This is a genomic window from Streptomyces noursei (assembly GCF_001646665.1).
Taxonomy (GTDB): domain Bacteria; phylum Actinomycetota; class Actinomycetes; order Streptomycetales; family Streptomycetaceae; genus Streptomyces; species Streptomyces lavendulocolor.
Window position 1 is genome coordinate 14,695 of record NZ_LWBU01000385.1, and the last position, 13,299, is coordinate 27,993.

A 13,299-nucleotide genomic window follows, 5' to 3' on the forward strand; every position below is an offset into this window, starting at 1 on the left:
GTCAAATGATCTTCGGTCGGGATCATGGTCGGGTGATACGCCGCCATGAACTGTCCAATGCCGAGGGGGCGTTCGTGCAGCCACTACTGCCCCGGCCCGAGCGGGGCCGCAGACGGCTGGACGACCGGACGGTCCTCAACGGGATCGTGTGGAAGTTTCGGACCGGCTCGGCCTGGCGGGACGTGCCCGAGCGGTACGGCTCCTGGGCCACGCTGCACACCTGCTTCCGCCGGTGGGCCAAGGACGGCACCTTCGAGCGGATGCGCAGGGCCGCCCAGGCCAGGGCCGACGCGACCGGGGACATCGAGTGGCTGGTGTCGGTCGACTCCACGATCGTTCGGGTCCACCAGCACGCGGCGGGAGCGCGAAAAGGGGGCTTCGCACCCCAGGACTCGGCCGGTCCAGAGCGGCCTGACCAACAAGATCCACCTGGCCTGCGACGCTCTGGGCCGACCGCTCGCCTTCACCGTCACCGGCGGGAACACCAACGACTGCACCCAGTTCACGGCCGTGATGGAGGCGATGCGGGTGCCCGGCCCGGGCCGGGGGGCCCAGGGTGCGACCCGACCACGTCATCGCCGACAAGGGCTGCAGCTCCAAAGCCATACGCACCTGGCTCCGGCGGCGCAACATCCGGCACCCGCCGGCCGGCGCAATGTCGGCGTGATGCGCTCGCCGGGCTCGGCGCACATCCAGCCGTGGCGGTAGCCCGTCACGCATGTCGACGGCAGGCCGGCGCTGAGGGTGCTGCCGCGCTTGGTGCGGCCGGTCGACGGGGCGGTTCCTGCGCGTCAGGTGGCTGCGGCCTGTCCGGCCACGACGATGCCCGCAGCACTGGATAGCGATGCCGGGCCGGGCCACATCGCGGCAGCAGCCCGCTCTCCCTCAGCCACGGCCGGGCGGTGCGGTCGCCTCACGCAGGGGCAGGCGTGACGGCGGGGGTACTGGTCCGCGCCCACGACATGCACGGAGCCCAGCGTTCCGGGCCGCCGCCGGGCACCCCTCCCCCGCTGCTGGCCGCTTTTGCCCGGCCCGAAGCACCCGCTGCCGCCGACGCAGCAGGCCACGGAGACTTACGGAGCTTGGGCGCCCCCACGACGCAGGGCCACCCGGCAGGCAATCCCAGCTACTGAGGGTGCTCCGGTAGAGCCCAGCCAGTCTGAGGCTATAGGGGCACGAGCCGGGAATGGTCCGCGCTACCTCTCCGGTCGAGGCAGGGTCGTAGCCATTCGTTGCTCGCTGTAGCTTCAATCACGGGCAGGACCGTGCGCGTCACGCGCCACGCCCCTGCACCCCGCCTCGTGCCGCCGTACTGAGGCCGATCGGGCGGAACAGTCCCGTGACGGTTTCGGACCGGGACGTCCCGGTGGAGTCGACGAACCATTCGCGGCCCAGCACCAGGCCGAAGAGGGGCGCCGGCAGCCGTACCAGTGCGCGGAGGACCGGGGCCAGCCGCCCGGTGCCGTGGACCTGGGAGCGGTGAGCGGCCAGGGCCGCCTGTTTCTGCGGGGCGTACCGGCGGACGTCGACGCGGTGCGTGATCGCCGAACGGGGGCTGTACGCGGTGCGGGACACGGCGTCGTGGCGCAGTGGGAGGCGCAGCCGGTCGACCAGCCGCATCAGAGCGGCCACCAGGTCACGGGGCATCGTGGCCTCCAGCAGCAAGGTCACGTCGGCGAGTCGGGCGGCGCGTCTGCCGACCTCGTGCACTTTGACGTGGTCGCGGTGGCCGTAGCCGCCGTTGGCGTCGTAGCTGAGCAGGACGTCCGCCTGTTCCGTCCGGAGGATGGCGGCGAGCCGCTCGGCGGCCTCGTCCGGATCGGCGCGCACGAATCGGGGCCTGTCCGGCGGGTCGGGGTGCAGCACGCCGCCGTTGCCGCTGTCCGCGTAGCCCAGGTGGACTACCCGCGCGGCGCCCAGGAGGGCGGCGCTGGCCCGTAGTTCGGCCAGGCGCGGGGGTTCGCCGTGTTCCGGCGACGGGCCCATCTCGCCGTCCGTGGCGACGACGATCACGACGCGGTGTCCTTCGGCGGCCGCCCGGGCGAGCGTGCCCCCTGTCATGAGGACCTCGTCGTCGGGGTGGGCGTGGAAAGCCACAACGTTTGCCATGGGGTCACATCCTGCCGTACGGGCACCGCCGCTACGGGGTCACTTCGTGTACCAGCCACCCAGCCGGGCGGTCCAGCGCGGCAGGCGGCGTGCTCTTCGACGGCCGGCCTGGGCGCTGGTCTCCCAGGTCAGGACGGGGGCCGGGGCGCCCCAGGCTTCGGCGGCCAGGGAGTTGATCCGTTCCTCGACCGTGCGCAGGTGGCGCCCCAGCCGCTGGACCGCCAGGTTGACGCCGCGCAGCCATAGGACGGCGAAGAGGAGGACCAGTCCGGCGACGTACAGGTTGAAGGCGCCGAAGGTGGGCCGGTTGGAGACCGCCAGCAGGGCGGAGACGACGCCGGCGAAGCCGATCATGTGCATGCGGGACGCGACCCGTAACGCGACTTCCTCGCGCAACGTCCGGTACTCCTCGAACAGTGCCGCGATTTCGGCGTCGAGCATGCGCTGCGGGGGCCCGGCCGAACCGGTCCCGGGAGTAGCGGAGTTCTGCGACGGCAGCATACGCACCCCCACCCCCGGCCCCCTGGGCGGGGACCGACGAAGAGGGCTTACCCACCGCGGCCGAGCGTCACACGGCAGCCCGCCGCGGCGACGCCCCCGGCCGTTCCCCGCCGGCGCCGCTGCGACTGCACCGTGTACGCCGAAGGGCCCGGCGGACGAGCGTCCGCCGGGCCCTGACTCGGGTGGGTCAATACAGCTGGATGCGGGTGAGGACGATGTGCGGCGGGTCGGCGTCGGCCACTCGGCGATGCCGAGCGCGCAGTCTGTGCCGAGCGGCAGGCGCCCTTGCTGCGGCCACTTCGCCGACGCGGTACTGCCGGGCACCTCACCGCAGTTTCGTTGATCACGACGCAAGTGGCCACGATCGCGCCGAACACCTCACCGGGCAGGTGCTTGGCGATGGTGAGGTCGGTGTCGCCGGCACGCTCGCTCTCCTTCTCATACGCGTCGGGACGGTTCAGGAGGATCACCACGTCCGCGTCCTGCTCGATCGCACCGAACTCGCGCAGATCCGAGAGAATGGGCTTCTTGTCCGTGCTGCTCGAGCCCGCACCCTCCCGGTGCCCGCGCCACGAACTCCCTCTGTAGGAAGGCGGTCACGGAGTCATCGCGGAAATGCGGGCGGATCACCGAAGCGCCCAGCGACGGGTTTCCCGCCGAGCCCCGGAGCTGGCGGGTCAGTAGAGCTGGGTGCGGGTGGGGACAATGTGCGGAGGGTCAGCATCACCCCCGCGGTCATGACGCTCGCGGGGCGATGCCGCGGCCGTGGTAACCGTCGCATCGTCCCTACAGCGAACGCCCGGAGCATGCCAGACGCGGCCAGTGGCCCCTCCGTCGACGTCACCCGGACGCCCCCGCCACCGGCAGCGCGGCGGGCAGCGGCTGGACGGCCGAGCCATCCGACGCGCGGCTGGTAGGTGCAGCAGTGCGGCCCTGCACGGACCGTCTCGAGTTACTGATGGTTTCAGAATGAGGTCGCGAGGCGGCGAAGGCGTATGGGGTACCGCCGGATGAGTCGAGGGCCCGTCCGGTCTGCCCCATGCAATTCTGTGTCGCGGCCTGTCCCACGACGGCCGGCAGCCGTGCAGGCTCGCCCGGTCGGCCTGCACAGTTGCATAGTGTGCTCATGGATCGATTCGTGGGTCAGGGCCGCCTCGAATGGTGGGCTAATCAGTCGATTTGCCTTGAGATGTACGACATCAACATCACTGCCACTGTCGACGCGGACGGCAAGTGGCGGGCGACCGGTCGGCATGCCAACGCCCTTGACGCGACCCAACGCGAGGGCTGGGACTTCCTCATGGAGATGGATCCCCACTTCTCCATTGCGTTTCCAGGTGAGGACTGCGGCGGGATCACGGTGCGAGTCGTCGAGACCGAGGATGGAACCCTCACGCTCGTGGAGGCACCGGACTGGGACGGCTCCGTGAGCGTCACCTTCGACCTCACCTGAGTTCAGCTCGCAAGGGCAGAAACCCGACTTCGGTACCCTGCCACCAACTTCTATGCGTCGCCCCTTACTGATCTTTCAGAAGGAAGTTCGGAGGCGGCGCAGGCATATGAGGCTGCAGGCCAGTTCGAGCAGGCCCTGGTGGAGATCGGCGCGGCGCTCGTAGCGGGTGCGGAGCCGTTTGAACTGGTGCAGCCAGGCGAAGGCGCGCTCGACCACCCAGCGCACCTTGCCCAGTCCGGAGCCGTGAGCGACGCCGCGTCGGGCGATCATCGGCTTGATGCCGTGCTTCCACAGCAGGCGGCGGTACTTGTCGAAGTCGTAGCCCCGGTCGGCATACAGACGCCGGGGCTTGCGGCGGGGACGCCCCCGCAGACCCCGGATCGACGGAACGGCGTCGAGCAGAGGAAGGAGCTGGGTGACGTCGTGCCGGTTGCCGCCGGTGAGCGTGACGGCGAGCGGGCTTCCGTGACGGTCGACGATCAGGTGGTGCTTCGAGCCAGAGCGGGCCCGATCGACGGGCGAGGGTCCGACGTGGTCCCCCCTTTGAGCGCCCGGACGTGCGATCCGTCCACGGAGCAGTCGTCCAGGTCCAGCAGGCTGGCGCGACGAAGCTCGGTCAACAGGGCGGTGTGCAGGCGTGGCCACACGCCGGCCTCGGTCCAGCCCCGCTCCGCCCAACCCGCAGAAGTACCTCGGGCCTGGCACGGCAACTCGTCCAGCGCGTCAGCGAGCCCCTCTCCCGGCAGCGCCGCGCCTCCGGGCCGCACCCCGCACCCGCCCCGGCCACACCCACCATAAGCAGAGGCGAGCTCGTCGTCCGCGCCAGTACCGGGAGCTTCCATCAACGGGGCCAGCACCTGCCCCTCCTCGTCGACGTACGCAACCTCTTCGTCTTTGATGCCCGCGGCGAGCGCGTCAGCCCCGACCCCACCCACATACCCGAGCTTTAGACACGGCGCGGCCAACGGTTTTGAGGAACCCGCTCGGTGGGAGATCGCTGCGCCGCCGGCGGCTGCGGACACCAGCGCCTGCACCCATCACTGGTCGGGACCCCAGGTGTGCATCCGCATGGACGGCTGCAACGGCTGGAACACGCTCACGGCGATCTGGACTACCCGCCGAAGTCCGTGAAGAAGCGGGACGGTGTGGCTGACCCAGGACGGCGACCGGGACGGCAAAGCGCAGACGGCACGCCGCAAGGCTCTTTGCAGTTTGCGGTCTACTCCTGTCGTACCCGTGCTGGGGCGCCCCGGGGCGACTCCTCTACCGTGCTGCGGCAAACGGCACGTCCGGGGCGGGGTCAGCTCCCCGGCAGCCACTCGGAGAGGCCCATGCGGACCTGTGCGTCCCGGAAGAAGCCGCTGTGGACGACGGCGCTCGCCGACGGGACGACGAGCGGATTGGGCACGACGTACGAACCGGCGCGGTGGACGCCTTCGGTCGGTACGACGAGGTCGTTGCCGACACCGAACAGCCGGTCCACCAGCCCGTCGAGCGCGCGCATCGCCAACGCCGCGTCCCGTGCGGGCTCGAAGTCGGACGTTACAGCGCGCACCGAACCCTCGGTCGGGACGGCGGAGGCGTTGAGGTCACCGAGCCCCTCCGACGCGGGGTCCATCGCCGCAAGACCGTCCAGTCCGCCGAGGACACCAGTCGCACCGTGCTTCACGACTTCGAGGACGACCTCCAGGGTGGTGCTCACCAGTTCCTCCGGGAAAAACCCGAGCAGATTGGTGAAGACGCCGAGCAGATTGCTCAGTCGCTGCTTGTCGGCGAGGGCCGTGCCCGCGTTGGGGGTGGCGACATGGACCAGCGTGCGGACGGAAGGGGCGGGCCCTCCCGCGCCCGCCTGGCCGTTCCGGCTCAGGTGGCGGGCGACGAGACCGCCCCGGGAGTGGGTGACTATGTCGAGGGTGAGTCGCCGGTCGGTGGGCAGGTGCTCCAGGAGCCAGCGCGCGTTGTCGACCGGGTCCAGGTGGACGGTCGGATGGTCGAAGACCAGGACGCGGTCGTCGTAGCGCCGGTGGAGGTCGTGCAGCAGCGGCTCGTCGTCGGCGATGCCGCGAAAGGCGGTGCGGCACCTGCTGAATGTGCCGTGGACGAAGAGGAGGAAGGGCCGGTCGGCGAGCTCGGCGAGCCGGCCCGCGCTCACCTGCACGCCAGGCCCTTCACCGGCTCCGGCACCTGCCTGTTCGCCTGCCTCAAGGAACGTCTGCGGGGTGGTCAGCCGGAGCCCGTACGGGCGGTGCTTCTTCTCCCACCGGCTGACCGCAAAGTCGGCCGCGAGACCGGTCGCCCGCTCGATCGGGAACCGCAGCAGGTGCAGGACCTTGCCGACACCGAAGCCGACGATGCCCCGGTCCGCCGCCTGCCCGCTCGCGGGGAGCGCGAACTGCTTCATCGGCACACGGAAGGTCTGGGCCCCGGTGGCCCGGTCCGGGCGGCCACCCGGCATCGCCGCCTCGGGGAACACCCATTCCACGACGCCGGTCGCATCTGCCTCCAGCAGGACCTGTCCCTCGTCCGACGGGGGCGCGGGCGTCTCCAACAGGAGGTGTGGGCCGGGAGCGCCGCTCCGATCGGGGCCGCCGGGGCGGTGTGGCACGGTCAAGTCGCTCAGCGGCACGGTGAGCAGCGGACGCATCCCGGCCTCCTGCGCCGCGGTGCCCAGCAGCCGCGCGGCGGGCCCGGGGACGTGGTCGGCGAGGAGTTGCTCGGGCAGCCCGCCAGGGGCCGCGTCGCGCACCGGCGTCCCGGCTGCGGCCGATCGGCGGACCTCGCCGACGCGGCCGCCGACCTCCGAGGAGCGCAGCACCAGACCGTAGGGGAGTTCGCTGCGTCCGTCCCGTTCGAGATCAGGCATCGTCCTTTCCTTCCCGTTCTGCTAAAGCGCCTTCTGCGGTCCACTGGACGGTCAACCGTGGGTGGCCGAAGAAGAGGTAGGCGAGTGGGGTCGACAGCTCGGCCCCGGCCGAGCCGAGCGTTCCGGCACGCCGCCTGCGCAGGTACTCGGCGGGGGCCGTGCCGCCCTCGAGTACGGCCTTGTAGAAGCCCTGGGCGAAGTTCTTGGCGACCTTGTCGTCGACGTTCCACAGCGGGGCGACGGCCGCCTGCGCCCCGATGCTGAGAAAGGCGGGCACCATGCCCGTGTACGCGCCTAGCTCACTGCGGCCCTGCCCGACCTGGCAGGCGTTGAGGAACACGAGCCGCACCCCGCTGGCCTCCACTCCGCTGACGGACCGTCGGCTCAAGTACGTGCCGTCCACCATCTGCAGACCATCCTCCAGCTCTTCCGTGCTGAACTTCCCGTGCACGGCGAGGTGGAGAATGTCCGGCCCCCGCTCGCCGTCCAGGGCCATGAGGACCTGGTCGGTGGTGGCGTCGACGGGGTTCGCGCGGTAGTGCCGGATGAGGTGCTTGGCCTCGGCCGTTGCCTCCTTAAGTTCGGCGACGGCGTAGTCCCCGGTCACCACGGACATCGTGCGGGGTTGCAAATGCGCGGGCGGGGCTGGGGTGCGCTGCCGGTCGCCGTAGATCCAGCGGCCGACCGCTGCCTGGGCGCCGAGGTGGGCTGGGGCCGTCGGGTCCAACGGCTCGGACAGCAGGGCCAGTTCCCAGGGAATGTACGGATCCCAGGTGGCCAGGAGCACGCTCGGCGGACCGGCGCGTTTGCCTGCGGCCCGCAGGGCGGCCCAGACCTCCTGCGGCACGGCGCTGCTCGCCTCACGGCCCACGCCCTTGAGGTAGTGGGCTAGGTCGTAGGCGTCCTTGCGTTCCTGCACGCCCCGCATGACGGAGCGGGCCCAGTCGGCCTCACCGCCGAGCGTGGTCACGATCGGCTTGTCGCAGGCGCCGATGCCCGGGTGCGGTGAGCGGTACAGCCAGTAGTGCTGCCGTCCGTCGCTGTCGTTACCCGGGGCCACGACGATTTCCAGATCTGGTTGAGTGCCGGCGTCCGCCTCATCCGGCAGCACCCATACACCTCCGGCCGCCTGCATCCGCGGCGGCTCGTCACCGGCCAGCTCCCCGGGCGCCTCCCCCACCCATACGGTCCGGTGGGCGACCCCGATGACGCTGCCGGCGACCGCGTACACCGCGATGATCACTCGCTCCGCGGCCAGGGACGGATCGTCCACCGCCCGGAGCCTGAGCATCCGGTACGGGTACGGGTCGTCCGGACTGGCCCGCATGCGCAGGGTGAGCGGGTCCTCGCCGACCACGGCGAAGCCGTGCGCGAGGACAGAGACGTCGAGCGTGAATGCGTCGACGGGGACGGCGAGGGGGGCGGGCTGGACGACCTCGGGTGTGGGGAGCGGGGCCAGCCCTACGCGCAGCTCGAAGGCTTCGTCGGGCACCACGTGCTGGGGGGCGTCGAGACGGGCGTAGGCCTCGCGGGTGGTGACGGTGCCCCCAGGCACAGACTCCTCGGCTGGGATCAGAACCCTGCGCTCGGCGCCTCTGCGCCTGAACCAGTCCAGGACGCGACCAGGCACCGGGTGACGGCCTGTCTCCTTGGCTCGTGCCTGCCCTCCCGCGCCCCCGTACCCCGGGGGCGGCGCAAGGGGCCCGGCCGGCGGGCCCGACGGCTGCACGGTCTCCTTGCGCTGCCTTTTCTCCTCGCGCACGGTCTCCTTGCGCTGCGGGGGCGGTGCGGGAGAGGGGAGTCCGTCGAACCCATACGGGAGAGGGGGGAACGGGGCGGCCGGGGCCGGCTCGCCGACTTCCCCGTATCCGGTCCTCGGCTCCAGCAACCATGTCAAGTGGGCGAAGTCGCCGGGGCGGGAGGTCGGCTCCGGCCAGCGCACGGGAGGGCGGCCCAGGTGAGGCGCCGCCTTGGACAGTTCTCGCAGCGTGGCGAGGCGTTTGTCCGGGTCCTCGTCCCTGAGTCGTGTGACGGCACTGCCGACCACCTCGGCTGGCGGCGCGAGGCTCAGCACCGCGCCGAGCCAGTCGGCCCGGGCGTCGGGCACCGCCCGAGGGAGCTGGGGGAGATCCGCCGCAGGCGTGTCCGGCAGCACCGCGACGACCTGTCCGAGGCGCTCAGTGGCAGCCCGGAGGGTCTCGTCGTCCTCATCCACGGCATGCACGAGGGTTGCGATCAGCACCGACAGCAGCCGCTGCCTCTCACTTTCGAAGAGGGAGGCGAGCGGGGACAGGTCGGACGGGAAGCCACGACCGTCCAGGAGGCTTCGGGTCACAACCGCTTCCACGCCCAGTGCGGAAAACAATTCGTCCGGATCGCCCCGTACCGAAGGTGTGACGGCGAGCCGCTCCCGGGTGGCCAGCGCCCGTCGCGCCGCGTCTTGATGGTCCGAGCCGTCGTCAGCGGCCCACCCCTCCAGGACGGCCCGCACCTCGATGACAGGGAGGTGTCCGGCCGCCTCGATCACGGAGTCCGGCACCAGGGGCTCCGCCCGGAAACGGCTGAGGACCAGCTCCGAGACCTCCTCCGCCGCCGGTTCGTCCAGTGGGAGCGCGGCGCACGCCGCGAGGGCTTCGGTGCGCAGGCTGTGGTTGTCCTCATGGGCGGCGATATGCAGCAGCGGTCCAAGGTCGTCCGGCGTCAGGAAGCGGTGCGAGCGTGAGGCCACGGCTCAGCCCTCCGGGAAAGATCGGCCCCACCCTTCACGGTAGCCTGGGGAACCTCCCCGGTCTTCTTTAGACGCTCAGGGTGCGGGAGGCGCGTACGTGATGCCGACGTCGCCGGCGGACGTGGCGGCGAGAGCCACCACCCGCCAGATCGCTGCGGGGACGCTGTCCCGACGCCCATCGCAGGCGTCGTTGAGGAGATCCACGACCAGCGACACCCGCGCAGGGCTTCCGATCCCGGCACGGCAGGCCGGATCGTCTCGAGGTGCCCAGCGGTCGTCACCGTCCCGCAGCACGGCGAGCCCGCTGCCGGCGGCAACCATGTCGGTCGCGACGCCGTCAGGTCGGCCGGGGCGCGCCGGACGTGCCACAGCTCCCGGCCGGTCGTGAGGTCCAGCGCGGCGTCGGTCGCGCAGCCCTGACCGCCCGGGCCCTGGTTCCCCCGCGCGAGCAGCACGATGGAACCGGCACACGGCGACTGGCCGCGCACACATGGTCGTGGCCAAGCGGCTCGACCTGCTGCCTGCCCTGGTGCCCGGGCCGCGCCGCGCGGCGGATGAGGCGTTCAAGCAGCAGGCTCGGCATCCGGCCGCTGAACCGGAGCAACACCGCCGCCCGCGTCGTGACCACCCGCAACCTTCCATGGACGTGATCCAGGCGGGAGCATCTTGGTGACGGTGGACGGAGGTGGCAGACCATGGGGCGTAGACGGGGTGCGTGGGCCGGGTCGGCGGTAGCGGGAGGGGCCGCATTGGTGGCGGCTGTTCTGGGGCCGGTGACCAACTACGCCAGTGCCGCGGTGCCTGGCTGGGCGGCGCAGGCGTGGGTGATCTGGCCGGTGTTCGCCCTGCTGGTGGCGGTCAGCATCGGGCTGTTGCTGTGGGGCCGGCATCTGGATGCCGCAGCAAGGCCCCCGGCGCGGCTGGCACCGGTGAGCCGACTGGCCCGAGGCCAGCAGGCTTCGCTACGCCCCCCGCATGTTCAGCGCGTGCGGGGGCGTGAGGGAGAACTCGCCGTGCTGGCAGGCATGCTTCGGCGGCCACAAGGCCGGTTCGCGGTGCTGTGCGCGGTCGGCGGGATGGGCAAGACAATGGTGGCCGCGCAACTGGCCAGCCAGGCCGAGGCGGCGGGCTGGCGAGTGTTCTGGGTGCGCTGGCGCGACGGTGCCGAGCTGGCGCAGCAGATGGTGCAGGCGGCGCTGGCCTGCGGCCTGCCAGAGGCAGAGCTGGAGGCCGCACGAGCGGGGCAGGCGAGCTTGCCGGATGTGGTCTGGCGACAGTTGGGCCGGGTGCGGCGGTGGCTGCTGGTGGTGGACAACGCCGACGAGCCACACGAGATCGGCCCGGCAGGGGAGCCGGTGGCCGACTATCGCGGCTGGATCCGTCCTCACGGCCGGGGCCTGCTGGTGGTGACCAGCCGGGATGGCAGCGAGCAGACCTGGGGTCCGTGCGCACAGCTGCTGCCACTGGAGCCGCTGCCGGTGCGACCTGCGGGGCAGGTCCTGCTGGACGCTGCTCCCGTGGCCGGCACCGCCGAGCAGGCCCGGGAGCTGGCGGCGCGACTGGGCGGGCTGCCACTGGCTTTGCACGCGGCCGGCACCTATCTGGCCGGACCCACCAGCCGCTACCGCACCTTTGCCGCCTACCGCCAGGCCCTGGAACAGGAACTGCCATTCTTGTTGGGGGCGGCGCCCCCGAATGCCTCCCATCCGCAGGTCGCCCGCGCCGTGGTGCGGCACACCTGGGAGGTGTCCTTGGACCAGCTCGCCGGGGAGGGCAACGCTTTGGGCCGCCCCTTGTTGCGATTGCTGGCCCTGCTGGCTCAAGCCCCCGTCCCACTGTCCCTGATCACTCCGGACCTGCTATCCGGCGTCACCGGACACGACGTCACCGCGGTGGCCCTGGAGGCCGCGTTCGCCGGCCTGCACCGCTACGGTCTCCTCGGCCTGCCCCACTCTCCCGGCAGCACCGGCCCGGCGTCGGGCAGCAGTGAGGGGGCGCAGGTGGTGCTGCATCCCTTGATCCGAGAGATCAACGCTGTCGCCCTCACGGCCGAGACCTCCGATCTCGCCGTGTGGCACCGGGCCCTTGCCGAGCGGCTCACCACGGCCGTGCACGAGGCCAACCAGCGCGGGCGCGCTGGTTGGCCTGCAGCCGTGCTCCTCGCCCCCCACCTGCCTCTGCTGCTCGACTACGCGGACCCGCGCACCGCCACACACCACCGCACCACTCTCAACGCCCTGGCGCAGGTGCTGCAGAAGGCTGGCGCTTTCGGTGCGGCGCGCCTGCTGCATGAACGGGTCCTCGACGTCGAGACCCGCATGCTGGGCCCCGAGCACCCCGGTACCTTGACCAGCCGTAACAACCTGGGCAATGCCTTGTTCGGAATGGGAGAGCCGGCCGAGGCAATACGCCTGCTCCGGCAGGCCCTGGAGGACCGCACCCGCATCCTGGGCCCCGTGCACCCCGATACCTTGACCAGCCGCAATGACCTCGCATGCGCTTTGGACGGGACGGGTGAGCATGCCGAGGCGGTGGGTCTGCTGCGGCAGACCCTCAACGACCGTACCCGTGTCCTGGGCCCCGAGCATCCGCATACGCTGGCCAGCCGGGACAGCCTCGGTCTCGCGCTAGACGGGATGGGCGAGCACGCACAAGCGGTGCGCATGCACCGGAGCACCCTTGACGACCGCATCCGTGTCCTGGGCCCCGAGCACCACCTCACCCTGCTCAGCCGCCACAACCTCGCCAGCGCCCTGACCAGGGCGGGTGAGCAGACGGAAGCGATACAGCTGCTGCGGCAGGCGCTCAACGACCACGCCCGCATTCTGGGCGACGAGCATCCGCACACGCTGGCCAGCCGGGACAGCCTCGGTCTCGCGCTGGATGGGATGGGCGAGCACGCACAAGCAGTGCGCATGCACCGGCAGACCCTGGAGGATCGCACCCGCATCCTGAGCCCCGAGCACCCGGATACCCTTGCCAGTCGCCACAACCTCGCTCTCGCTTTGACCAGTGCAGGTCAGCAAACCGAGGCGATAGACCTGCTGCGCCGAACCCTCGATGACCGCGTCCGCATCCTGGGCGGCGAGCACCCGCATACCTTGAGCACCCGCAACGCGCTGGAGACAGCGCTAGCCGTGTCCACCCCACGGCCACAGAGCCGGTGGTGGCACTGGCTGCGGCGCAGGAACGTCGCAGCCGGTGGCAGTTGAGGAGGCCCTGTATCCCCGAGCCGTCGCCAAGCGACAAGTAGCACTCTGTAATTATCTCGAAGTCGAGGGGGCCACGGCCGTGGAGATCGTGCGGGTCAAGCCCGGCGAGTAAGAACGCGCCGTCCCGCAGGGGCTCCTGCGGGCCTGGGCCAGCTGGGCCAGGTCGCGGACGTGCCGCGTTGGTCACCTCGTCCTCGGACTCGAGGGTGCTGCGGGGATTAGTCACGTCCGGGCGATCGACGATCGAGTGAGCGGGAGGGTGTCAGGCGATGGCGATGCTGGCAAGGAGACTCTGGAGCCGACGGATCGCCTCTTCGGCTTCCGTGTACTGCTGGCGGGACGGCGGGACGGCGCCGAAGGTGGAACCGTCCTCTGCGGGCATGGCGCGCCAGTGCAGGACCGGTGTTAGGGCGGTGGCAGCCGGGCCGAGGCA

General features: G+C 71.2%; 8 protein-coding genes and 1 pseudogene. 3 read left to right on the top strand and 6 right to left on the bottom strand.

Annotated features, from left to right (window positions below; all coding sequences use genetic code 11):
- The first annotated feature begins 5 nt into the window (after positions 1–5).
- Positions 6–842, top strand: a complete 837-nt coding sequence (locus A4V12_RS39845) for an IS5 family transposase (RefSeq protein ID WP_159028977.1) — start codon at positions 6–8, stop codon at positions 840–842.
- Between the two features lie 430 nt (positions 843–1,272).
- Here the strand turns inward: A4V12_RS39845 and A4V12_RS31775 are convergent, their stop codons facing one another.
- From A4V12_RS31775 to A4V12_RS40055, 3 genes are read right to left on the bottom strand one after another with little or no spacing between them, the layout of a single operon-like run.
- Entirely contained in the window at positions 1,273–2,109 is an 837-nt protein-coding gene (locus A4V12_RS31775; protein ID WP_064072955.1) for a PIG-L deacetylase family protein, read from the bottom strand.
- Positions 2,110–2,148: 39 nt separating this feature from the next.
- On the bottom strand, positions 2,149–2,610 hold the full coding sequence (locus A4V12_RS31780) for a hypothetical protein (protein WP_159028978.1): 462 nt from the start codon (positions 2,608–2,610) through the stop codon (positions 2,149–2,151).
- A 47-nt stretch (positions 2,611–2,657) separates the two neighbouring features.
- Positions 2,658–3,131: a DnaB-like helicase C-terminal domain-containing protein gene (locus A4V12_RS40055; RefSeq protein WP_079137532.1), complete on the bottom strand. Its 474-nt coding sequence runs from the start codon at positions 3,129–3,131 to the stop codon at positions 2,658–2,660.
- Between the two features lie 605 nt (positions 3,132–3,736).
- On the opposite strand from A4V12_RS40055, the gene A4V12_RS31785 reads away from it, so the two are divergent.
- The gene (locus A4V12_RS31785; RefSeq protein ID WP_064072957.1) at positions 3,737–4,063 is read left to right on the top strand and encodes a hypothetical protein; all 327 of its coding nucleotides are present in this window, start codon (positions 3,737–3,739) and stop codon (positions 4,061–4,063) included.
- A 75-nt stretch (positions 4,064–4,138) separates the two neighbouring features.
- Here the strand turns inward: A4V12_RS31785 and A4V12_RS31790 are convergent.
- The 3 genes and pseudogenes from A4V12_RS31790 to A4V12_RS31800 all read right to left on the bottom strand — a co-directional run.
- Positions 4,139–4,731: pseudogene (locus tag A4V12_RS31790) on the bottom strand (IS5 family transposase); the annotation flags it as partial.
- Between the two features lie 632 nt (positions 4,732–5,363).
- Complete coding sequence (locus A4V12_RS31795) at positions 5,364–6,926, bottom strand: esterase/lipase family protein (protein ID WP_064072959.1); 1,563 nt, start codon at positions 6,924–6,926, stop codon at positions 5,364–5,366.
- Positions 6,919–9,654 carry a CHAT domain-containing protein gene (locus tag A4V12_RS31800; protein ID WP_064072960.1) on the bottom strand — a complete coding sequence of 912 codons (2,736 nt, stop codon included), beginning with the start codon at positions 9,652–9,654 and terminating at the stop codon, positions 6,919–6,921. Before A4V12_RS31800 ends, A4V12_RS31795 begins: the two co-directional genes overlap by 8 nt.
- Positions 9,655–10,427: 773 nt before the next feature.
- Between A4V12_RS31800 and fxsT the strand changes: the two genes are divergently transcribed.
- Positions 10,428–12,866, top strand: a complete 2,439-nt coding sequence (fxsT, locus tag A4V12_RS31805) for an FxSxx-COOH system tetratricopeptide repeat protein (RefSeq protein WP_159028979.1) — start codon at positions 10,428–10,430, stop codon at positions 12,864–12,866.
- The last annotated feature ends 433 nt before the right edge of the window (positions 12,867–13,299 follow it).

Bases quoted from the DNA above. Each gene is read 5' to 3' on its own strand.
- A4V12_RS39845 (WP_159028977.1), top strand. From the start codon at position 6: ATGATCTTCGGTCGGGATCATGGTCGGGTGATACGCCGCCATGAACTG.
- A4V12_RS31775 (WP_064072955.1), bottom strand. From the start codon at position 2,109: ATGGCAAACGTTGTGGCTTTCCACGCCCACCCCGACGACGAGGTCCTC.
- A4V12_RS31780 (WP_159028978.1), bottom strand. From the start codon at position 2,610: ATGCTGCCGTCGCAGAACTCCGCTACTCCCGGGACCGGTTCGGCCGGG.
- A4V12_RS31785 (WP_064072957.1), top strand. From the start codon at position 3,737: ATGGATCGATTCGTGGGTCAGGGCCGCCTCGAATGGTGGGCTAATCAG.
- A4V12_RS31795 (WP_064072959.1), bottom strand. From the start codon at position 6,926: ATGCCTGATCTCGAACGGGACGGACGCAGCGAACTCCCCTACGGTCTG.